Source organism: Bacteroides sp. 11BF (genome assembly GCF_019633765.1).
GTDB lineage: Bacteria > Bacteroidota > Bacteroidia > Bacteroidales > Bacteroidaceae > Bacteroides > Bacteroides hominis.
In genome coordinates this window covers 1-23,539 of sequence record NZ_JAFKPJ010000013.1, presented here as the reverse complement: position 1 = coordinate 23,539, position 23,539 = coordinate 1, and the positions used below count along the sequence as shown (strand labels likewise).

Annotated in this window: 13 protein-coding genes; all 13 read left to right on the top strand. The window is 41.9% G+C overall.

Features of this window, described 5'->3' with window-relative positions; genetic code table 11:
• The first annotated feature begins 13 nt into the window (after nt 1-13).
• The 13 genes from JZY04_RS14235 (at nt 14) to JZY04_RS14175 (ending at nt 23,380) form a co-directional block, all read left to right on the top strand.
• Entirely contained in the window at nt 14-1,336 is a 1,323-nt protein-coding gene (locus tag JZY04_RS14235; RefSeq protein WP_122142659.1) for a BT_3987 domain-containing protein, read from the top strand.
• An 878-nt stretch (nt 1,337-2,214) separates the two neighbouring features.
• Nucleotides 2,215-5,430: a TonB-dependent receptor gene (locus tag JZY04_RS14230; RefSeq protein ID WP_122142657.1), complete on the top strand. Its 3,216-nt coding sequence runs from the start codon at nt 2,215-2,217 to the stop codon at nt 5,428-5,430.
• A 23-nt stretch (nt 5,431-5,453) separates the two neighbouring features.
• A complete protein-coding gene (locus tag JZY04_RS14225) occupies nt 5,454-7,295 on the top strand; it encodes a RagB/SusD family nutrient uptake outer membrane protein (RefSeq protein ID WP_122142656.1) in 1,842 nt (613 codons plus the stop codon).
• Between the two features lie 525 nt (nt 7,296-7,820).
• Nucleotides 7,821-8,393 carry an RNA polymerase sigma-70 factor gene (locus JZY04_RS14220; protein WP_022011710.1) on the top strand — a complete coding sequence of 191 codons (573 nt, stop codon included), beginning with the start codon at nt 7,821-7,823 and terminating at the stop codon, nt 8,391-8,393.
• Nucleotides 8,394-8,466: 73 nt separating this feature from the next.
• Entirely contained in the window at nt 8,467-9,492 is a 1,026-nt protein-coding gene (locus JZY04_RS14215) for a FecR family protein (protein ID WP_122142655.1), read from the top strand.
• A gap of 161 nt (nt 9,493-9,653) precedes the next feature.
• Complete coding sequence (locus JZY04_RS14210; RefSeq protein ID WP_122142654.1) at nt 9,654-13,100, top strand: TonB-dependent receptor; 3,447 nt, start codon at nt 9,654-9,656, stop codon at nt 13,098-13,100.
• A 12-nt stretch (nt 13,101-13,112) separates the two neighbouring features.
• Entirely contained in the window at nt 13,113-14,906 is a 1,794-nt protein-coding gene (locus JZY04_RS14205) for a RagB/SusD family nutrient uptake outer membrane protein (RefSeq protein ID WP_122142653.1), read from the top strand.
• Between the two features lie 101 nt (nt 14,907-15,007).
• On the top strand, nt 15,008-17,464 hold the full coding sequence (locus tag JZY04_RS14200; protein ID WP_122142652.1) for a PQQ-binding-like beta-propeller repeat protein: 2,457 nt from the start codon (nt 15,008-15,010) through the stop codon (nt 17,462-17,464).
• Nucleotides 17,465-17,477: 13 nt separating this feature from the next.
• On the top strand, nt 17,478-18,401 hold the full coding sequence (locus JZY04_RS14195) for an alkaline phosphatase (protein WP_032536834.1): 924 nt from the start codon (nt 17,478-17,480) through the stop codon (nt 18,399-18,401).
• A 65-nt stretch (nt 18,402-18,466) separates the two neighbouring features.
• Nucleotides 18,467-19,408, top strand: coding sequence for an endonuclease/exonuclease/phosphatase family protein (locus tag JZY04_RS14190; protein ID WP_122142651.1), 942 nt, complete (start codon nt 18,467-18,469; stop codon nt 19,406-19,408).
• Nucleotides 19,409-19,435: 27 nt separating this feature from the next.
• On the top strand, nt 19,436-20,983 hold the full coding sequence (locus JZY04_RS14185) for an arylsulfatase (protein WP_250707063.1): 1,548 nt from the start codon (nt 19,436-19,438) through the stop codon (nt 20,981-20,983).
• Between the two features lie 394 nt (nt 20,984-21,377).
• A complete protein-coding gene (locus JZY04_RS14180; RefSeq protein WP_122142472.1) occupies nt 21,378-22,949 on the top strand; it encodes a DUF4925 domain-containing protein in 1,572 nt (523 codons plus the stop codon).
• 35 nt (nt 22,950-22,984) lie between these two features.
• Complete coding sequence (locus tag JZY04_RS14175) at nt 22,985-23,380, top strand: calycin-like domain-containing protein (protein WP_005781318.1); 396 nt, start codon at nt 22,985-22,987, stop codon at nt 23,378-23,380.
• The last annotated feature ends 159 nt before the right edge of the window (nt 23,381-23,539 follow it).

The following is a 23,539-nucleotide window of genomic DNA, read 5'->3' as shown; positions in this document are numbered from 1 at the left end:
AAAAGACTAACTTATGAATAGATTTAATTATATAGCACTGTCAGCTTGCGTTGCACTGTCGGTAAGCAGTTGCGATGACAGTTTTGATGTAAGTTCCAAAGCCGATGGAGTTTTGGCTGTATCTCAGGAAGGATTCAACACACTGCAATCCTATAATGTAGGTGAAAAGTATACGGCAGATTTATGGATACAACAGGGAGGATTGAAATCAACCGCCAGTGTGGTGAGTTTCTCGGTGGACAAAGCTCTGCTCGATTCGATGAATGCAGCTGATGGAACGTCGTACGAACTTCTACCGGCCGATTGTTATCAACTGACAAAAGGGACAGTCGATATTCCGGCAGACGAAAGACTGCTGAAAGGTGAACTTACTTACGATCCGGCTAAGATACAACAGCTTTCCGGATACGATCACTTGAAATATGTGTTGCCTTTGCGTGCCACATCCAACGGGATGTCTTTGGTTCCGGGACGTTCTGCTTTGTTGTTGGGATTTAAGGTCTCAGAACCGATTGTAACCATTATGAATGCCGGAGTCGAAGAAATTAATCTGGCAGACGTAAAAGAGTTGCCTGTACAGATCGGCGTTCCGTTTACCAATAAATGGGAAATAACCTGCCGTCTGGAAAACCGCCAGTCGGTGATAGATGCTTATAACACAGCCAACGGCACTTATTTCAGTATGCTTCCGTCCGATGCTTATGTAGCACCCGAGACCCCGGTTCTTCAGAACGGAGTAAATCAGGTAACAGCAACTTATAAACTGAAGGATGACATTTTGCCGGGAAATTATATGTTGCCCGTACAGATAGCAGAGGTAACTTCTGACGCCACTATACGGGCGGATAAGGATACTTATGCTGCTTATAGCATCATAAAAGAAGGAGATAAACTTTCTAAAACGGACTGGAAAATCGTGTCGTTCACTACTGAGGAACCTTCGGGTGAAGGTAGCAATAACGGACATGCCAAACACCTGATCGACGGAAACGCCGAGACCTTCTGGCATTCTCGCTGGCAAGGAGGTTCCGATCCTCTCCCCTACGAGATAATCATTGATATGAATCACCGCGTTAAGATAGCTCAAGTGGAACTCTTGCCACGTGGGCGGGGAAGTAATAATCCGATTAAAGTGGTACGTTTTGAAGCCAGTGAGGATGGAAACAACTGGGAGTCGATTGGTCAGTTTGGCTTCACCAATCAGGATGCCGCATTGAAATATTATGTAAAATCATCAACGGCACGCTATATCAAACTTGTCATTCCTGATGGGGTAGGCAACGGTACGGTGGCTGCTATCCGTGAGTTGGACGTAAGAGGTACGGTAATCAACTGATATAAATAAGTAATCATGCGAATCAATAGTTGGGAGAATTCATCCAATTATTGATTCGCATTCAAGAGAATAATAGCCTGATAAAGATAAAAAGAATGGGTAAAGATCTTGATGTGATGATATTAATATGCTGTCGGGCTGTTTTTATGCTACCAAAGATGTACCGTTGACGTTCTTTGATTAAGTAATTATTTTACAATGCTTTTCTATAAAAATGTTATTGATATGCGGTTCTGCTTGGAAATAAATAAATTCAAAAGTACTTGAGAAAAGTTCCTGTAGAACTTGGAAAGTTTTATGCGCAATACATACAGATGCTACCTTTTAGATTATCAAGTTAACAGTTTTAAAAATACGTAATAAATGGTCCATTTTCGTGGCAAATATAGCAATAACTTTAATAAAACGCTTATTTAAGCATGTATTTTTTTAAAATATCGTAATTGCAACTCTGAAAATTCTTCTTTATAAGATGGTTTTCTATACTATTTAATATCAATGATTTGATCTTTTCTCTCTCCATTATGTGTTTTTTCTTGTGATATATATCAAAGTATACAGAGGTGGAAAATAGGTATATCTCTTTCTCGTTTTAGACTACATTTTACAAATACTCCTTTTCGTTTACATCATTTACCTTTAAGTTCAGTTGTCTTTCTTCTTTCTTAAGTTCTACAGGAACTCTGATAAAATCAGGCGTTTTGCGTAAATCAATATCAGCATGGTTCAGTATAGATGACGTGTTAACCATATTTATTACGCCTATGAAAACATAAGAAAGACTGGATTTCAAACAGGACTATGCATCGATAGATGGATAGTATCACTTTTTCCTGAAAATTAATTTAAAACCTACACAACAAAAAAGATTTAAGCTTATGAAAAAACCTTTTATGCTAATACCAGTTTTGCCGATGACTGCTCATATTAGTAATGATGCTGATACTGCCGGTGATCGTACCGGGAGGATGCCAGAAGAATATGCGTTTAAGAATAAAGTATTGAGATCGATCTGCTTTATCCTGTTTTTATTGTCTTTCGGGCTGAATTCAGTCTTCGCTCAGGTTCATAATGCCACCGGACTTGTGGTGGATGAGAACGGTCAGCCTTTGATCGGAGTACAGATTAAACTGGAAGGGACCACTACAGGAGTTATTACTGACGTAAATGGTAACTTCTCGATAAGTGCCAAGAAAGGAGATATACTTCTTTTCTCGTATGTGGGCTACGAATCACAACGGATCACCTACAAAGGTGAAAAGATTCTGGCCATAAAGATGCTTCCCAATACCGAATTGCTGGATGAAGTAGTGGTTATTGGTTACGGTAAACAGAAAAAAAACAGTGTCGTAAGTTCTATTAATGCTATCGGACCTAAGGAACTGGCTGTATCGTCCAATAGAAATCTGACTAATACCCTGGCCGGACAAGTGCCTGGTTTGATTGCCGTTCAGCGTTCGGGTGAACCGGGATATGATAATTCCGAGTTCTGGATCAGAGGTGTAAGTTCCTTCAAAGGAGGTACAAATCCGTTAGTTTTGGTCGACGGTGTGCCCCGTAATATGCAGGATATAGAACCCGATGAAATCGAATCGTTTACTTTGCTGAAAGATGCCGCGGCAACTGCTGTGTATGGTGCCGAGGGTGCTAACGGAGTGATCTTGATCACATCTAAACGTGGTAATTCGCAGAAACCCAAAATATCCCTTCGTGCCGAATCTACCTTGCTTACTCCGACTCGCCTGCCTGAATTTATGAATTCGGTAGAGACGCTGGAACTGTATAATGAAGCTTTGAACAATGAAGGAACAGCCAGTATACGTACAGCGGAAGAAATTGCCAAATACGGTCCGGGAGCCGATCGCGACCTTTATCCCGACACCGACTGGTTGAAGGAGATGCTGAGAGAGCATACCTATAATATGCGCTATACCCTCAATGTAAGAGGCGGATCCGAGCGTGCACGTTACTTTGTTTCCGGAGCCTTTTATCAGGAGAACGGTATTTTTAAAGAGGGCAAGAAAAACGAGTATGACAATAACATCGGGCTGAAACGTTATAATTTACGTAGTAATATCGATTTCGACGCGACGAAAACAACATTGGTGAAAGTAGATATTAGCGGACAATACCTGCAAACGAATTATCCGGGTACAGGCACAAATACAATTTTCAATTCGATGTGTCGCACTCCCTCTTACCTGATGCCTGCTGAATACTCGGACGGAACGATTGCCGGACATCCGCGTCCTTCGGGTAACCGCGTGAATCCATATAACTTATTAGTAAATTCCGGATATGCCAAAGAGTGGAGAACGTCTATCCAGTCGAAACTGGAAGTAAACCAGAAGTTGGACTTTATCACCAAGGGGCTGAATTGGAAAGGTCTGATCAGTTTTGATGCTGATATGAAATATACAGCAAAACGAACCAAGACACCTACTCAGTATCTGGCAACCGGACGTGATGAAAACGGGGCACTGCAATTTAAGAAAGTTGTGGAGGGCAGCGACGTATTGACCGAGAAACTGGAAAACTCTTCGAATAAAAAAATCTATTTCGAAACTTCGTTTAACTACAATCGGACTTTTGCGCAGAAGCATGATGTGACCGCTATGGTTCTTTATATGCAAAAAGAGACCCAATATCACGACAATGCTTTGCCTTACAGAAAGCAGGGTCTTGTGGGACGTGCCACTTACGGTTATGACGGACGTTATTTCGTAGAGGGCAACTTCGGTTATACAGGTTCCGAGACCTTTGCAAAAGGATTTCGTTTCGGCTTTTTTCCGGCAATGGGATTGGCATGGTATGTCAGCAACGAACCTTATTATCCGGAGGTGCTGAAGAAGGTGGTTAATAAGTTGAAATTCAGGTTTTCTATCGGACGTACGGGAAATGATGACACCGGTGGTGACCGTTTCTTGTACCGTGGTACGATGAAACAGGATAATGGAGGGTATAATCTCGGCTTCAGTGATACGGGAGGCATGGGCGGTATCGGTAATGGAATTACCGAGGCCCGGTTTGAGGCTCCCTATCTTTCATGGGAAATTGAGGAAAAGACGAATTACGGTATTGATCTCGGCTTATTCGACAACCGCATCGATTTGCAGGTAGACTATTTCAACAATAAGCGTAAGAGCATTTTGTTGCAACGCAACACGGTGTCCAACGTAACCGGTTTCCAACAGATGCCTTGGCAGAACTTTGGTATTGTGAAGAATCATGGAGTAGATGCCAGCCTCACCCTTAACCAAAAAATAGGGCAAGTCAACCTGAGTGCACGCGGAAACTTCACGTTTGCCCGTAATGAAATTATCGAATACGATCAGGTGCCGCAGGTGTATCCCTGGCTGGAAAAGAAAGGTACCCGTCTCAACTCGAACAAGCTCTATATCGCCGACGGTTTGTATACCTATGATGACTTTATCATCAACGGTGAAGGGCTCAACCGCACTTATGAATTAAAACCCGGAGTCGTTTCCGGTCTTTCGAGCGGTGTTCGTCCGGGTGATATCAAATACAAAGACCTGAACGGTGACGGCAAGATTGATAGCAATGACCAAATGGAAGATGTAGGAAATCCCACTGTTCCCGAAATTGTCTATGGTTTCGGATTTAATGCCGAATGGAAAGGTTTTTATGCCGGTATCTTTTTTCAGGGAGCCGGTAATACGTCAACTGTATTGGGAACCGGAGCTGATGCGACCTTCTTTCCTTTCCAGTGGGGAATCGAAGAATCTGCGGTGCGTTCGGTGGTAGCCGATCGTTGGACAGAACAGAATCCAAGTCAGAATGTGATGTTTCCCCGTATGCATAGTAATAACTTCCAGAACAATACGGCAGCCAGTACGTGGTGGCTGCGTGACGCCGGTTTCCTGAGGCTGAAAAATATCGAATTAGGTTATAATTTCGATAAGAAGTTATTGAAGAAGTTGAATATAGAAGCATTGCGCTTTTATGTACAGGGAAACAATCTGTATGTGTGGGATCGTATCAAGATGTGGGATCCCGAGCAGGGAAACAACAATGGAGGTTTCCCTTATCCGCTGAACCGTACGTTTACTTTTGGTCTTGACTTTACATTCTAACTTAATTAATTAATAGTATATATATGAAAGTTTTTAAGAATTTACCGACCTTTATACTGGCACTTGGATTGAGTGCGACTCTCCTTTCCGGCTGTAAAGATTATCTAAATGTATCAGATGATCTGGCTGCCGAAATGACTATGGAAGAAGTATTTAATAACACAAGTTACGCACGCAGGTTTCATCGCTACATCTATACCGGTATCCCCGATATGTCGAACATCATCATAACGGATGCCTATGCCAGCCTGACCGGTTTGGATAATCCCTGGCCGGCTGTTTCAGACGAATTGAAGTCAGCACAGAACAATGTGAAAACGATTCCAACGATAGGCTATCATGCCGGATCGGCCGATTTGTCACGTTGGAGCCTTTACAAGCAAATCCGGCAGGCAAACGAATTCATCGTATACGCCCATGTCATTCCGCAGAACGGAGATGTAGCCGACTTCATTGATGAAAAAGAACTGGCTCTTCTGAAGAACGAAGCACGTTTTTTACGTGCTTATTATCATTATCTGTTGTTCGAGTTATATGGTCCTATTCCTATTATGACCGAAATAGCTGATCCTTCGGCCGCTGACTTGGATTATTACAGAAATTCGGTAGATGAAGTAGTTGCCTTTATTGATAAAGAACTTAATGAATGCTATGACTTGCTACCAGAGAAAGAACTGAATCCGGACGGTACTATTAACAATGAACGTGCGGCGGCACCGACCAAAGGGGCAGCGTTGGCCATTTTGGCCAAATTGCATGTGTATGCGGCAAGTCCGTTGTTCAATGGTGGTTATCCCGAAGCTGTTGCTTTGAAGGATAATCAGGGCAAACAACTCTTTCCGGCAAAGGATGACACGAAATGGAAAACTGCTCTGGACGCTCTGCAACGCTTTATTGATTATTCAAAGGGGTGCTACTCGTTATACCAGGTGATGAAGGACGGTGAGATCGATCCGGCAGAATCGCTTTATCAGTTGTTTCAGGTAAGCGTTAACAATTCGGAGGCGGTTTGGCAGAGCAGTAAGAACGCCTGGGGGGGAGTAAACGGTGAAGGCCGTGAACGTAGATGTACTCCGCGTGCTATTTTCAGTGGATTCAGTTGTGTCGGAGTTCTTCAGGAAGTTATTGATGACTTCTTGATGAGTGATGGTAAAAGCATTGAAGAATCGGGTTTGTATAAAGAAGAGGGCATCGGTGAAGACGGTATACCCAATATGTATAAGAATCGTGAACCGCGTTTCTACCAGGACATTACTTATTCCGGCAAAATATGGCAAAAGACCGATAAGAAGATTTATTTTTATAAAGGAATGCCGGATGACAATTCGAAGGCAGATATGAGTTATTCGGGATATTTACTTTATAAAGGTATGAACCGTGATTTGCTGAATCAGGGCAATAATCCGAAATCCAAATATCGTGCAAGTATGTTGTTCCGTCTGGCCGATTTTTATTTGTTGTATGCAGAGGCCCTGAATCATGTGAATCCGGGTGATGCGCGTATCATCCAGTATGTGGACAGCATTCGTTATAGAGCCGGTATTCCCTTACTGAAAGACATTAAACCGGAAATTATCGGCAACCGGGAGTTGCAGGAGAAAGCCATACGTCACGAGCGCCGCATTGAATTGTTTGCCGAAGGACAGCGTTATTTTGATGTACGTCGTTGGATGTGTGCCGAAGAAGAAGGATATAAACAAGGTGGCCCTGTTCATGGTATGGATATGAATGCCACCGATCTTGAGGGCTTTATGAAACGCACTGCTTTTGAGACCCGTATTTTTGAGAAGCGTATGTATTTGTACCCCATTCCGTTGGCAGAGATACAAAAGTCGAAGAAATTGGTGCAGAACCCCGGCTGGTAAGGAAACGCACGTACAATAGGTATCCGATATAAATAGAACCGGGTTGTAGACAGATAGACTTCACATCTGTTTACAGCCCGGTTTCTCGTAATGCGTAATCCCGGTATATCAATTATTAGATAATTGCATGGTTGCCTGACGAACTTAAGAAGAGAATTTCCATAAGTACCCGTATAAAGTGGCTCCGGTGCCCGAAAGAAATGTTTTTATTCATATCATTTACTTCATCTTGCGCCGAAAGATGTGCATCTTGGCCGCCAAGATATAGATCTTAGCGCCCAAGATGTACATCTTAGCTGCTAAGATGAAGAAGATTTGCTGTTAAGGATAAGTTTATTCCTGTTGCTTTACTATTTTATATAGAAGTAAATCACATGAAGTAATTTGTTTTGGGCATTAAAGGAATTATTAGCTTGCAGGTTCATTTGCGGGTTAAAATTGGTACTGAAACGGATTCTTAAAATTTTGAGATTATTATTATTATTTGTTACTTTGCCAGTGTCTTTTTATTAACTAATTCTTTAAATGAAGAAAAACGCAATGTATTCGAACCTTGAGTCGGTTGAGCAATTGTTTCGGCAATATTATAAAGTGTTGCGGGTGTATGCGTTTCGCTTTGTGAATGATTGGGATGTTGCAGAAGACATCGTTCAGGATGTTTTTGTTGCTTTATGGAATAAGCGTACAGATATTGAATTCGATGGAGCAGTAAAGGCCTATCTTTTTAAGGCCGTCTATAATAAATCTCTCAACTTTCTCACCAGTAAGAAGTATACTGAAGAAGAGTCCATGGAATGTTTTTCAGATCAGATCGATGCGTTGCAGATTCAGGAAGATAATCAGGAGAACTCATTATTCATGAAGGAACTTCGGGGTGAAATCGAAGCTTTTGTCGAAACACTGCCTGTACAGGTAAAGAAGGTATTTATACTAAGCAGAAGCTACGGCCTGAAGGTAAAGGAGATTGCCGTTCAGCTCGATCTGTCACCCAAGACTGTAGAAAAGTATTTGACCCGTGCTCTGTTGGAGTTACGTACTCATCTTAAAAATAAAGGTTTAATGAGCCTTTTATTCCTACTCTGTCTCTGCTCAAAATAATATTTTAAAAAAAAGTATGTTTTGGAGGAGGGGTTTTTAAATTTCACTTGTATTACTTATAGAGGAGCTAAAAATGAAGAATGAAATAGGAGACATAAACGAAGTGATTATACGTTTTCTGGATGGTACGGCTACCTGTGAAGAGAAAGTTTTTCTTTTGAACTGGCTGAAACAATCGGAAAAGAACCGGAACGAGTTTTCCGAAGTTCGTGATTTATGGCTTTTAGGCAATACGCTGGCTACTGATGATGTTGAAACGGAGGTAGCACTCGATCGGTTTAGGTCACGGATACAAATACCGGAATCCGGTTCTCGTAAAAGCAGATTTGTTTTTCCGGAACATTTCAGTCTGTTCCTGCGGGTGGCAGCCGTCTTTCTGATACTGTTTGCTGTCGGTTCTGTTTCTTATTATTGGGGTAGTAGTTCGGTTCCGGGGCAGAAGGAAGTCATGAACCGTTTGCTGACTGCCAATGGAAGTAAAGGCCGTTTTGTATTACCGGATAGTACGGTTGTATGGCTCAATTCAAATAGTTTGTTGGAGTATCCGGAAACGTTCAGTGCATCAGCCCGTGAAGTCAGTTTGTCCGGTGAAGCTTATTTTGAAGTGCGGAGAAATGAGCAACTTCCATTCCGGGTGCAAGCCGGAGAAATGAAAGTGGAAGTGTTGGGCACCCGCTTTATTGTCGACAATTATCAGCGGAAATCCGGAGTCGAGGCAGTATTGGTGGAAGGTAGTGTGAAGATTGCCGGTTGCAAGATGAACCATTCGGTGGTACTGACTCCGGGGCAGTTGATAAATTATGATAAGAAGAGTGAGCGGACCAAGGTACAGATGGTCAATACGGATGATTATATCAGTTGGATTCAGAATGAGCTGACTTTCGACAATGATAAATTGGCCGATATTATCATTAATTTGAATAAATGGTATGGGGTGGATATTGAATGTCCGTCAGACTTTGCTGAGAAAGTTTTTATGTCATTCTCTGTTCGAAGCGGGGAGGAGTTGGAAGAAATCCTGAAAGCGATGACTTTGGTCGCTCCTATAAGATATTATTGGGAAAACGGTGTTTTACACATTCTTCCCCGAAAGCGATAGAAAACACAAGTATTAACCTTAAAAATTGAATGAAAATATGTAGAAACACACAACCAGACAAAAAAATAGGTAAATGTTGCAGCACTTACCTATCTCAGATTTCTTTTAATCACGTCTCTTGCAGGAGACGCAATTATTTACTTTAAATCTTTTACAAAGATATGAATAAATTTAAATGGAGGAGCTTTTTGAGCTTTTTCTTAACAGAAAGAAACATTCGTTTAGCAAGACTTATGTCTTTTATTATGTTCCTGTTTGTTTTTCAGGGAGTTTATGCTCAGCAGACACGTATTAATCTCCATGTGAAACAAGTTCCCCTGAAGCAGGTTCTTAAATCGATTGAATCGAAGAGTGAGTACACTTTCTTCTACAATGATGCAGAAATTGACATGAACCGTAAAGTAACGGTTCAGGCCGATAATGAACGTATTGATGTAATTTTATCCCAAATTCTGCCGGACTGTAAATGCGTAGTGGAGAATAGAAAGATTATTCTGATTCCCGGTGCGGAGAAACAAAATGTCCGGAATGACCACGTTGCAAAAATGAAAGAGATAACCGGTACCGTTACAGACGCAAAAGGCGAAACCTTGATCGGGGTAAATGTAACGATATTGGGAACAACTACCGGTGTCATAACCAATATCGACGGCAAATACTCATTGAAAGTTCCGGTAGGCAAGTCGCTTCAGTATTCGTATGTCGGCTATGTCACCCAAACGGTGAAGGTAGGTGATAAAACAGTGATGGACATTGTAATGCAGGAAAACAGTAAAGCACTGGACGAAGTTGTGGTAGTGGGGTATGCTGTCCAGAAGAAAGTCAATCTTTCGGGTTCGGTAGCGACCGTATCTACTAAAACAATCGAAGACCGTCCGGTACTGAACATGGGGCAGGCTTTGCAAGGTGCCGTTGCCAACCTTAATGTATCTGTCGGTGATGGTGAGGCAGATGACTCCCCTTCCTATAACATTCGTGGTACTACTTCTCTGAATGGAGGTTCTCCGTTGGTGGTCATTGACGGGGTTGTTTCCACCAGTGATCAGTTGAATCGCATGAATCCTGTTGATATAGCCAATATTTCTGTACTGAAAGATGCCGCATCCTCTGCTATATATGGGTCGCGTGCTGCGTTCGGTGTTATTTTGGTTACAACTAAAAATGGTAGCAATGAAAAACTTACTGTTAACTATAACAACAATTTTGTATTGCGTACCAACACTCGTATGCCGGAAATTATAACAGACCCTTATCTGGTGGCAACTACGAGAAATACAATGGCATATCCGTGGTATAACCTTTATAACGAGGAACAACTGGCCTATGCGAAAAAATGTTCCGAAGATCCTTCCACTTCTCCCTACTTCCTGAATCCGGATGGTTCTTATACTTATTTTGGACGTACAAACTGGGTGGACGAGGCTTACAATGATGTAGGTTTCTCTACGATCCATAATATTGATATTTCCGGGAAAACAGACCGTATCTCTTATTACTTTTCGGGAGGATACAATCGTCAGAATGGTATGCTGAAATATGGCAATGACATTTATAACCGATATAACCTGCGTACTAAATTGCAGTTTAAACTGACGGATTGGTGGAACCTGAGCAGTAATGTGAGCCTGACTACTTCCGATTATGACTATGCGAATGCTATGACCAACACCTATAGACAGATGTACCGTAAGAATCCGATGGATATGGTTAAGAATCCAGATGGAACCTGGACAGACTCCAGTGTGGGTACATTGGGGGCATTGGCCGAAGGCGGACGTGCTACAGACTGGAAAACAAATACAAATATCAATCTGTCTACTAAGATGGATATAGTCAAAGATGTCTTTTGGGTACAAGGAACCTTTGCTTTTGCAAATACCAAGACCAGAAGTAACTGGTATAATCTGCCTGTCACTTATCGCAATGGACCCGAGTTGCCTGTCCTGACGTTTAATCCTATTTCTACCGTATCGGATGCTTCGAGCAGTAATTCCGATACAAAGCACATTTTGTTTGATGTTTATGGTACTTTCCAGAAAACATTTGCGAAGAAACACGCCATTACTGCTGTTGCAGGTTTCAATCAGGAAGAGTATAAATATGATTATGTGAAAGCGAATCGTAAAGAGCTGATTTCAAGTTCACTTCCCACCATTAACCTGGCCACAGGAGATATGAATATGTCTCAAAGTATAACGACTTGGGCTTTAAGAGGTGCGTTCGCGCGTTTGGGCTATATCTACGACGATAAATATATCTTCGAATTTAACGGACGTTATGACGGTACTTCGCGTTTCCCGAAGAATGACCGTTTTGTATTTAATCCTTCCGTATCATTGGGCTGGGTCATCTCGCGTGAAAAGTTCTTTGAGCCTTTGAGTGATGTGATTAGTTTCTTGAAGTTGAGAGGTTCTTATGGTAGTCTGGGAAATCAGGATGTGGATGCGTATGCATATCTTGCCACGATGGGATCGGGAAAAATCAGCCAGATCCTGGAGAAACAACAGCCGGTATATGTGGGAGCTCCCGGATTGGTAGCCGGTAACCTGACCTGGGAAAAGGTAACTACCACCAATATTGCTTTAGACGCTAATTTTTTCAATAACCGTTTAAGCATAACGGGTGAAGTATATGTACGCCGAACAAAAGATATGTTGACGGCAGGAGTGACACTGCCAAGTGTTTTGGGAACGGATGTCCCCAAGCAAAATGCAGCCGACTTGAAGACAGAGGGCTGGGAATTGACCGTAGGTTGGAAAGATCAGTTCAAATTGGCCGGAAAACCATTTTATTATGATGTGAACTTTAATCTGGCAGATAGCCGTGCCTATATTACGAAGTACGAAAATCCGAAAGGATTGTTGGGTGATTACTATGTAGGAAAAGAGATTGGTGAGATATGGGGTGTAGAGACTTTAGGCTTTTTCACTTCCGAGGAAGATATAAAAAATCATGCAGACCAGTCATGGTGTACTTCCTATCCGGGTACCCGTCCGCTGGCTCCCGGTGATCTGAAATTTAAAGATGAAAATAAAGACGGTAAAATAACCGATGGAGCATGGACACTGGAAGACCATGGTGATTATAAAGTCATTGGTAACAGCCGTGCACGCTATACATTTGGTCTATCGGCCAATGCACAGTGGAATGGATTCGATCTTAGCCTGTTTGCCCAGGGGGTAGGTAAGAAAGATTATTATCCGGGCACAGGCGACCTTTATTTCTGGGGTATTTATGCACAGCCCTGGACTAATATTACCGTGGGTAATATGTACGACCATTGGACAGAGGAAAATCCGGACGCGTATTTCCCGCGTATGAAAGCTTATGTGGCGGAAAATACAGACAAGGAGTGTGGAGTTGTTCAGACCAGATACCTGCAAAATGCAGCTTATGTCCGTTTGAAAAACCTCACCGTAGGTTATACTCTTCCTAAAGTACTGTTGAATAAGATAGGAATTGAACGTTTGCGTATTTTCTTTTCCGGTGATAATCTGTGTGAGTTTTCAGGCTTATACAAACATTATAAGGTAGATCCGGAAAGTTTAGGTAATATTGTTTATCCTCTTCAGCGTTCTTATTCATTTGGTTTAAATCTCACATTCTAATTAAGATAAGTTATGTGTTCAAAAATAAAACATATATTACTGACTGCGTGCTGTCTGACAGGCGCAGCTCTGATGACAAGTTGTAATGACGGATTCATGGATCGTTTTCCTGAGACCAGTATCACGGAGAAGGTATTTTTCTCTTCTCCCGCCGATTTGGAGACCTATACTAATGGCATGTATGGCTATATTGGTGCAAGTTATTCGGATACTCCTTCCGACAATATGCTTTACACGGAAGATACTGATATTTATAAAATGATGCGTGGTGAATATAGACCCGATAACATAGGTAAATGGAGTTGGACGAATATCCGTACGGTCAATTTTATGTTAGCAAGGACAGACCGTGTGGAGGGCGACCGTGGTGAGATTAATCACTACATCGGGCTGGCGCGCATGTTTCGTGCATTAATCTATTATTCAAAGGTGAAAGACTATTCGGATGTGCCATGGTATAGCCATGACCTGCAAACGACGGACACCGAGTTACTATATAAGTCACAGGATCCTCGTTCCCTGGTCGTAGATTCCATAATGGCCGATCTTGATTTTGCCGTGACCCACATGAAAACAAACAATAGTACGACCCGTATTTACCGGAATGCTGCTTTGGCTATACAGGCGCGGATTGCTTTGCATGAAGGGACATTCCGTAAATATCATCCCGAGTTGAAACTGAATGATGGCGACCGGTTCCTGAAAATAGCGGTAGAGGCCTGCCGGAAGATTATGGACACAAAACATTACAGCCTGTCGACTTCCAAAGAGAGTGGGCTGCCTGCCTATCAGTCACTTTTCTGTAGTGCGGATCTTACGCAAAACCCGGAAATGATTCTGGTGGCTGATTACGATAAGGCATTAGGACGCCTGCACAATGCCCAGGCTCAGTTTGACTATAATACGGGACTTTCTCGTAGTCTGATGGAAGATTATTTAGTCGTTGAGGACGGACAAACCAAATATTTTCATGAAGTGGAAGGTTACCGGACCAAGACGGTACTGGAGATCTTTGAGAATCGGGACCCTCGTCTGGAGCAGACTTTTATGAAACCGGGTGTCCTGAACGTGGGTACTACCGAGCCTCACCGGGCTAAACTGAATCTGGGTGGATATCCGCAGATCAAATTCCGTCCGTTGACATTCGATCAGATGGATTGGGGAAAATCTTATACTGATTTACCTATTATCCGTTACGCTGAAATTTTGCTGATATATGCTGAGGCAAAGGCCGAATTGGGTACGCTTACACAAGATGACATCAACAATACAATCAATCTGATCAGGCAGCGTGCCGGTATGCCGGATGCTTCGTTGGACGACTGGCTGGCTAATATTGATCCGGTACAGGAAGAACGTTATTCCAATGTACAGTCTTCACAAAAAGGTGCTGTGCTGGAAGTGCGCCGTGAACGCAGAATCGAATTGGCATGCGAAGGGTTCAGATATGGTGATTTAATGCGTTGGGGATGTGGAAAGTTGTTTGAGGCTGCTCCGGAAGGGGCGTATATTCCGGGAATGGGCTATTATGATGTAACAGGTGATGGTACACCGGACATTGCAGTAGTGGAAAAGAAAGCGGATGTAGATAAGATACCTGAGGAGGACAAGCAAAAGTATAAATTGACGGTTTATGCTTTGGAAGGTAATACGATTGGGCTCACCGAAGGGACAAAAGGCCATATCTACCTGATAGCGCAACATGGTAAGTATACTTTTGTATCTCCGAAATATTATTATTATCCGGTTGCTACCAAAGATATTACTGTTAACGAAAACCTCTATCAGAATCCATTCTGGGAATAGGTTTATCATATCGAAAACAGAAAGGCTGCTCCGGCAGTAGCGGGAGAAGCCTGCTGTTTTCGTTAAGAGACAAAACTGATTAATATAGTAAAACAATAAATATGTTGAAATTATTTGCAGGTATAGTGGCTTTATTCCTGGGAGTTGGCAGTTCTGCTTTCGCACAGATAGAAGGCGGGGTTTATATCGACACAAACAGAAACGGCATTCGTGATGCCGGAGAGAAAGGGATCAAGGGGATCTGTGTGCAAGATGGGCTCCATGTGGTGCAAACGGCGGAAGATGGTAGCTTTACACTTCCGGGACATAAAGACACCCGGTTTATCACTTTGACCGTGCCCGATGGATTTCAGGCATCTGCTTCCCATTATTTACCTTTCGACGGGACCGGGAAAAAGTATGAACTGGGAATTTGCAAGAGTCCGGTAAGGACAGGAAATGGATATTCGTTTGTGCAAATCACAGATACAGAGACATCTCTGTATGGTGACTGGATAGACAATCTGAAAGAGTATGTGAAAACAAATCCGACTGCTTTCATCATCCATACAGGTGATGTTTGTTATGAAGCCCATCAGGATTTTCACGGACGTTATCTTCGTTCTGAGGATTTGGGGGTTCCGACTTATTATTGTGTGGGTAATCATGATTTGCGTGCCGGAAGGTATGGTGAAGAGTTATGGCAGAGTCATTTCGGTCCTTCATGGTATTCGTTCGACGTTGGTAATGTGCATTATGTGGTTACTCCGATGCTGGGTGGTGATCATGCACCCTCGTACAGGCGTGCTGATATCATCCGTTGGCTGAAGAATGACCTTGCACAAATAAATAGAGATAAAAGGGTCGTTTTATTTAATCACGACTTATGGTTTTGGGGAGACGATTTGCTCTTCAAGGATAAAAACGGCGAACAGATAGACTTTGCGGATTATAATCTGGACGCCATGATTTACGGACACTGGCACAATCATTATTATAAGCAGTTGAAGTCGGGACTTCATACCTACTGCTCATCTACTCCGGATAAAGGAGGAATCGATCACGGAACGTCCTGTTTCAGGATTTATCATGCTGATACCAAAGGTAAACTCAGTTCGGAAACCCGTTATACTTATATCGATGGAATCTTGACTTCTGCTTATCCGGCAGAAGGTGAAATTGTTTCTGTCTCTGATGGTAAAATGACAGTTCGGATTAATGCTTATCGTACGGTGTCGTACGCAAAAAAAGTAACGGCTTCTGTTGAACGGAACGGGAAAATCATGTCGTCTGTCACATTGTTACCCGAAACAGACTGGGAATGGAGCGGAGCAGTCCGTGTGTCCGATGGCAAGCAGCGCTTGTTGGTGACTGCCGAGTTTGAGGATGGAACCCGTTTGACGAAAAGGGTGGATTACACCGTAACCGGGCAGCCGGCTGCTTCGGCTGTGACATCCGCCATTTGGGCGGGACTTCGTGGAAATGCTGCCCACAATCAACTGGTGAATGACACAGTGTCTTTGCCCCTGCAAACCAACTGGGTCCGAAATGCAGGCAGCAATATTTATATGTGTTCGCCCATAGTGGCACAGAATAAAGTGTTTATAGGAACCATTGACGATGATAGGGCAGAGAAATGCTTTATAAAAGCCTATGATGCTGCAACAGGAGGTCTTTGCTGGACTTTCAGTGCTTCTAATTCGATAAAGAATACCATTGCTTATGAAGACGGGCGCGTGTTTGCTTCGGATGCTTCGGGGATGCTTTACGCCATAGATGCAGAAAAAGGAACGGCTTGTTGGCAAACACAGTTGCCGGTTTCTCTATTGCCACTTCTTGATGAAGGCTTGGCGGTTGTCGATGGTGTGGTGTATGCCGGACATGCAAAAGGAACTTGTGCCGTACGGACTGCCGATGGAAGGATCCTGTGGCAGAACAAAGCCTGGGATGGAGGTGAGGGAACCACTTCTACTTTGACTGTAGGTGCAGGAGTATTAGTGGCGTCTGCACATTGGAACGGACTCTTCGGACATGACATCAATGACGGTACTTTATTGTGGAAGAAGCGTGACAGTAAAATTCGTTTCCGTGACGGATCGGCAACTTTTTACGATGGTAATTTCTATCTGGCCTCATGTGAGAATTTATATGTGATCAACCCACGTTCCGGAGATATTCTGAAAATGGCGGAAACTTCTTATGAGTTTAATTCGGCCTGCGCTCCGCTTGTGACGGATAAATATCTGGTTGTTTCCACTTCCAATAAAGGAGTGGTTGCATTTGACCGTCTCACTTTTAAAGAGGTCTGGAACTATCGTACCGGAACAAGCCTTTTCTATACTGTCCCTTATTCTCATAGCCATGAATGCACAGTCGAAGTTTCGCCTGTACTTGTGGGAGCAACCGTTTTCTTTGGGGCCAGTGACGGGCATTTGCATGCCGTTGACTTGGACACAGGCGCCTATCGTGGGAAACGTGCTTTGGGAGCTCCGGTATTCTCGAGTGTGGCAGTAAGCGGTAACTGTCTGTTCGTTACCGATTTTGGAGGTAATATTTATAATTTTAGGTTACATGATTAATTGTATATACAAAATGAAAAAGATTTCGATATTATTCATATTTTCTGTGATTCTTAGTTTATTTGCCAGTGAAGTAAATGCAGCTGGTCCCCGTTTGAAGAAACATCCGAAGCATGTAGTATTAATTGCTTTTGACGGTTTAAGTGCCGTTGCTATCCGCAATCATCCCATGCCCAATTTCAACCGGTTGATGGAAGAAGGGGCTTATACACTGAACAACCGTTCGATTCTGCCATCATCGAGTGCTCCAAACTGGGCCTCTATGTTTTCCGGAGCCGGACCGGAACTTCATGGATATACGACCTGGGGAAGCAAGACACCCGAGATTCCTCCTTTTATAACCAATCAATACGGTCGTTTTCCGGGACTTTACGGATTGATACGCGATACATATCCTAAAGCAGAAGTAGGCTATATTTATGAATGGGATGGAATGAGATATCTGGTTGATTCGCTCGCTATCAACTACTTCGTACATGCTCCGCAAACAAAGGAACATCCTAAGGGAGCGACACAATTCGCCGTGAATTATCTGAAAGAGAAAAAGCCTATGTATTGTGCCGTTATATTTGAATATCCTGATCACACCGGACACAGCTACAAGTGGGAATCCAAAGAGTATTATGAAAAGCTCGATGAATTGGACGGTTATTTAGGTGAAATAGTAGCAGCCATTGAAGAAGCCGGTATGATGGATGATACTGTAATTATACTGACTGCGGATCATGGCGGAATCGGTACTAATCATGGCGGAAAAACTCTCAATGAAATGGAGACCCCGCTTGTATTTTATGGAAAGGGTGTGAAAAAGAACTATAAGATAACTGAGAGTACAATGGTGATTGATGTGGCTGCAACGGAAGCTTGGCTGCTGGGGGTTGAGCCTCACGAAGCCTGGTTGGGCAATCCGGTAACGACAGCATTCTTTACTAAATAATTGAAATGTACTTATCCAATGGGGGGAAATAGCCCCATTGGATGATACCTGTATAAAAGATTGATATGAAAAGATTTATATATATGCTAATTGCGTCTTTGGCAATTAGCTTTGTCTCTTGCACACCTGTGGAACGTGCTAAGGAGAAGGAATTAAAAGTTTTGTCATGGAATGTATGGCATGCAGGACATGCTAAAAACTATCCCGAAAAGGGCTGTGAAGGAACTATAGGGATTCTGAAAAAGAGTCAGGCGGATGTTATTTTGATGATTGAGACTTATGGTGCGGCTCCAATGGTGGCAGACTCTTTGGGATATGATTACGTATTGTTATCAGACAATCTGTGCATTTATAGTCGCTATCCGATAAAGAAAACGTATCTTTTTCCTGATTCCATTTCTACATTCAATTTCGGAGGAGTCGAAATAGATATGGATGGTACGCCAGTCCGTTTATTCGATACCTGGTTGCATTATTTACCCGATATGCGATTAGTGTCTACAGAGCAATCAGAAGCCGATATTTTGGCTTGGGACGATGCCGGAACACGAGATGATGAAATACGCCGCATACTTTCTGTTTTGCAACCGATGATTCGTCAGACTGACAGCATTCCCATGATTATGGGGGGAGATTTCAATGTACATTCCCATCTTGACTGGACAGATACCACGAAAGATATGTATAGCCATGGTGGTGCCGTTGTGGAATGGACTGTTTCTAAAGAGATGCAAAACGCAGGTTTCAAGGATAGCTTTCGTGAAATTCATCCCCAACCCGAAAAGAATATAGGAGCTACCTGGATCTACGATAATGAAGATAAGCCTGCCCGGTCCGACCGTATTGATTTTATCTATTATCAAGGTAAGACTATTCGTGCGGTGACGTCTGAATCTTATAACCAGAAGCTGACTAAACCTCTGGAGTTTATGGGAGAAAAATTCTTTTATCCTTCCGATCACGGTTTTGTATTGACTACTTTTAAAGTGTCATCGTTGGAAAAGTAGTGCCGGGTTATCATATATTGAATTTTTATGAATATTAGATTTGTATGTTCTGCATTGTTGGTACAAACAGCAGGACTCCAGATGGTGTATGCGGGGGATAAGGTTACCGATTCTGTCCGTCCCAATATTATTTTTGTGCTTGCGGATGATTTGGGTTATGGAGATCTGGGATGTTTCGGACAGAAGCGGATCGAAACTCCTCATATAGACCGTTTGGCTGCCGAAGGAATGGTATTCAGTAATTATTATACCGGATCTCCGGTTTCGGCTGCTGCCCGTTGTGTTCTTTTGACAGGAAAACACAGTGGTCATTGTGGCATCAGGGGGAATGATGAAGCTCCGGAACGTGGTAGAGTATGGGATTTTCTTGCGGCTGAGCGCGATTCAACCTTAGAAGGTCAACGCGGATTGCCATCCGGTACGAAAACATTTGTGTCAATTTTGAAGGAAGGAGGATATCGTACAGGGATAGTAGGAAAGTGGGGATTGGGTGCTCCGGGTACTGAAAGCCTGCCTTTGAATCATGGTTTTGACTTCTTCTATGGTTATAATTGTCAGCGTCAGGCACACACTTACTTTCCATTGCATTTGTATCGGAATGAACAGAGGGAGTATCTGGCAAATGATACGGTGATACCGCATACCAAACTTGATCCCGGAGCCGATCCTTTGAGCCTGAGCAGCTATGATAAGTTAATCTCACATGTTTATTCGCCCGATAAAATTCAGGAAGAAGCATTGCGTTTTATGGAGGAGAACAAAAAACAACCCTTTTTTCTTTACTACGCTACTCCTTTGCCACATGTTCCAATTCAGGCTCCTCAACGTTTGATTGATCATTATGTCAGGAAATTTGGTGACGAGTCTCCTTATTTAGGACAGGCCGATTACTTTCCGGCACGTTATCCACATGCCGGATATGCGGCAATGGTGACTTACATCGATGAGAAGGTAGGTGAGATTGTGGATTTTTTAAAGAAGAATGGATTGTATGAAAATACGGTCATTATCATTTCAAGTGATAATGGCCCGACCTTTAATGGTGGAGTCGATTCGCCCTGGTTCCGGAGTGGATGTCCTTTCCGTTCGGAATATGGATGGGGAAAGTGCTTTTTGCGTGAAGGAGGAATCCGTGTACCGTTGATTGTAACATGGAAAGGACATATCCGGGCAGGAGCACACACTACATTACCATGTACATCTTATGATTTTTACTCAACGATATGTGAACTGGCAGGTGTGAATCCGGTCACAGAGACCGATGGAATCAGTTTTTATCCGACTTTAATGGAGAGTGGAGATCAAATGAAGCATTCTTATCTCTATTGGGAGTTTATGGACATAGAAGGACAGCAGGCTGTACGTATGGGCAAATGGAAAGGATTGCGTAATGGACTGAAAAGAGGAAATATGAAGATCGAGCTATACGATCTGGAAACAGATTCTTGTGAACAGAGGGATGTTGCCCCTAAGCATCCTGAAATCGTCAAAAAGATTGGTGAGATTATGAAAAAAGAGCATACTGTTCCCGTATATCCTGCATTTCGGGTGAAAGTATTGGACGAATTATATTGATTCTTAAAAAATAGGATAGTCGGTAGTGGCAACTTAGAACGTATATATACGATTATATTATTATGTATAAAGACTGAAAGGGAGTAAGAGATCTTTTTTGATAGAAAGGGACTCTTACCCCTGTCTTTTTATAACCAGTGTAATATAAGTAATTAGCATAAGAAAACTATTCTGCCATTATATTATTAAAGATGATGATTGAGAGATGTTATATCTGATGGATTAGAATCATAGATTGAATTTTTTATGATACGATTTCGGCCAATAAGCAACTTAATCTTAAATTTAGAACATAAAATACGTAAGATAGACCTTGTTTGGATGGAAATAAAGCAGTTACTTTGCTCCGTTTTAGAATAAAGATTAAAAATTACTAACTAAACGTGATTAATTTATGAAGAAAAATTTATTGTATCTCTTCGCACTGATTTGTTCAGTGAGCTTGTTCACTGCTTGTAGTGACGATGATGATAACAGTTGGCAAGAACTTCCTAAAGGTGAAATTAAGGCAGAAAATGTAGATTTCCAGTTGAATGGAGCAAGTACCACGGGAACTGTAAACTTTGAAGCTACAAGTCTTCAGTCTGCAACAGTAGGTTTTAAAAATGTGATTGATGGTTATAGTGATGTAACTGTTGATGTTGCAATGGAAAAACAAGCTGACGGCTCTTTCAAATTCAATGGGACGAAAGATATTATGACTAAACCTGTAACAAGAGAAACGGCTAAACCGACTCCATTGTTAAAGGTTACAGTTGATGGTACAATTACACCTGAAGGTAAGGTTGCCTTGAATGTTAGTGCAACAGGTGCCGGTCTTTATATCGGAACCTACAAAGGTGAAACTTTAGTTTTGACTTATGGAGAAACTGCACTGACAGGTAAAGAAGTAGTGTTTGATGCCACAGATGGTGATAATGTAAGTATCCTTTTGAAGGACGTTATCCCAGGAGAAACAGAAACTACATTGACTGGCGTTCAAGTAGCAAATGGAGGATTCAGTGGAAGCACCAAAACAAATAGTTCTACTATAGAATATACTGGTTATCGCAAAGATAAAGTGTTGACTTTGAACTTGAAAGTGACAATGAATGATCCTAAAGGATGGGCTAAGACATATACTTTGGGAGAATACACTCTTGGTACCTTAGATGTAGATGGTACACCTATGCCTAACTCTGTATTAACAAGTTCTTTATATTCTAACTGGGAGGTTGAGGATGCATATTATTCTACTTTCTTCCCTGCGGTGCTCAGAACTATTGGTGGACTAATTTTGCCTCAAGTTTTGCAGTCTGTAACTCTTGAAGCTGATGGTAATATTTCTGCAAAATATTCTTCAGGTTCTATAACTTTTGAACCAAGTTGGGCAATGGGATTAATTTTTGGTGGTGGAGCACCAGGAGTTGATGTTTTAAATAAATTAATTCCTACTGATGGATGGCAGCAGTCTCCTAAAAATTTAGCTTATTGGTTTCCTAAAGATGATAAACTGTATTTGAAATTAAATGTTCCTGCCATTATTTCTCAGGCAATGGGTAGTAATGCAGAATCGCTTGCTCCGATAATTTCTGAAATTTTAAATGGTGATGCTGCTACTGTTAAGAAACTAATAGGTACAATGTTGAAGGTTGATATGAGTTCTATTAGTGATGAGACATTTGAAATGTTGCTGAGTTGGGTGAATAATGGTGTACCTTTGAATGTAAAAAACACAGATAAGGGGCATACTTATATTTATCTTGATAAAACAGCTTTTGACCCAATTATGGTTGATAAAGAAATGTCTGCTGACTCTTCTGAATTTGGTACTGGATCAGATTTATTTAAGTTGTGGAAGATCATGATGGATGCGAAAATAATTCCAGAGGATGCAGCTGCGGCTATAATTCTTTTAATTGGATTACCACAGAACTGGCCATCTACAACAGGTTTTGATCTGGGGTTGGATTTATTAGCTAAATAAATTGTTTGTAGTATATAATGTTAAAACAATAAATAATGAAAAAGATATTTACCTTATTAATGTTACTTTGTACGATAAGTGTGTTTGCAGCAAATGCTGCTGGTACTTATACTGGTAGATTGACGATTTCGGTTGATGGTGGTACCCCAACTGTGAAGGATGGTCAGAATGTAATTGTGACAGAAAGTGATATTGTGACATTAACAATTCCTGATTTTTCTTATTCTGGTTATCCTAAAGCGGATGTTGTTATTACGGCCTCAAAAGATGCTACTGGAAATTTGACTTTGAAAACAATTAAATATGGCTTTTTGAGATTATCTGCGAAATTCGATGATGGTTCAAAGGTTAGTGATAGTAACTGTAATATCTCTTTGGCTATTTCAGCTGTTCTTCAAAAAATAGAGGTTACTTTTGTTGGAACTAAATAAATTGTATAGATAAAAGGAGGATGCTTTCCGGGCGAGGGCACTGAAAAAGTCCTCCTGCCTCCCTTCTATAAAAAAATGGCGGTATAAATCCAAGAAAATCCGGATTTATACCGTTTTTTTGTATCTTCGAGTCACCAAAAGAATACCGCCATGTTAGCA

What these genes read in the sequence shown, in the direction of transcription:
- JZY04_RS14190 (WP_122142651.1), top strand. Translation starts at nt 18,467, where the DNA reads ATGAAAAGATTTATATATATGCTAATTGCGTCTTTGGCAATTAGCTTT.
- JZY04_RS14195 (WP_032536834.1), top strand. Translation starts at nt 17,478, where the DNA reads ATGAAAAAGATTTCGATATTATTCATATTTTCTGTGATTCTTAGTTTA.
- JZY04_RS14220 (WP_022011710.1), top strand. Translation starts at nt 7,821, where the DNA reads ATGAAGAAAAACGCAATGTATTCGAACCTTGAGTCGGTTGAGCAATTG.
- JZY04_RS14180 (WP_122142472.1), top strand. Translation starts at nt 21,378, where the DNA reads ATGAAGAAAAATTTATTGTATCTCTTCGCACTGATTTGTTCAGTGAGC.
- JZY04_RS14210 (WP_122142654.1), top strand. Translation starts at nt 9,654, where the DNA reads ATGAATAAATTTAAATGGAGGAGCTTTTTGAGCTTTTTCTTAACAGAA.
- JZY04_RS14200 (WP_122142652.1), top strand. Translation starts at nt 15,008, where the DNA reads ATGTTGAAATTATTTGCAGGTATAGTGGCTTTATTCCTGGGAGTTGGC.
- JZY04_RS14185 (WP_250707063.1), top strand. Translation starts at nt 19,436, where the DNA reads ATGAATATTAGATTTGTATGTTCTGCATTGTTGGTACAAACAGCAGGA.
- JZY04_RS14205 (WP_122142653.1), top strand. Translation starts at nt 13,113, where the DNA reads ATGTGTTCAAAAATAAAACATATATTACTGACTGCGTGCTGTCTGACA.
- JZY04_RS14215 (WP_122142655.1), top strand. Translation starts at nt 8,467, where the DNA reads ATGAAGAATGAAATAGGAGACATAAACGAAGTGATTATACGTTTTCTG.
- JZY04_RS14175 (WP_005781318.1), top strand. Translation starts at nt 22,985, where the DNA reads ATGAAAAAGATATTTACCTTATTAATGTTACTTTGTACGATAAGTGTG.
- JZY04_RS14235 (WP_122142659.1), top strand. Translation starts at nt 14, where the DNA reads ATGAATAGATTTAATTATATAGCACTGTCAGCTTGCGTTGCACTGTCG.
- JZY04_RS14230 (WP_122142657.1), top strand. Translation starts at nt 2,215, where the DNA reads ATGAAAAAACCTTTTATGCTAATACCAGTTTTGCCGATGACTGCTCAT.
- JZY04_RS14225 (WP_122142656.1), top strand. Translation starts at nt 5,454, where the DNA reads ATGAAAGTTTTTAAGAATTTACCGACCTTTATACTGGCACTTGGATTG.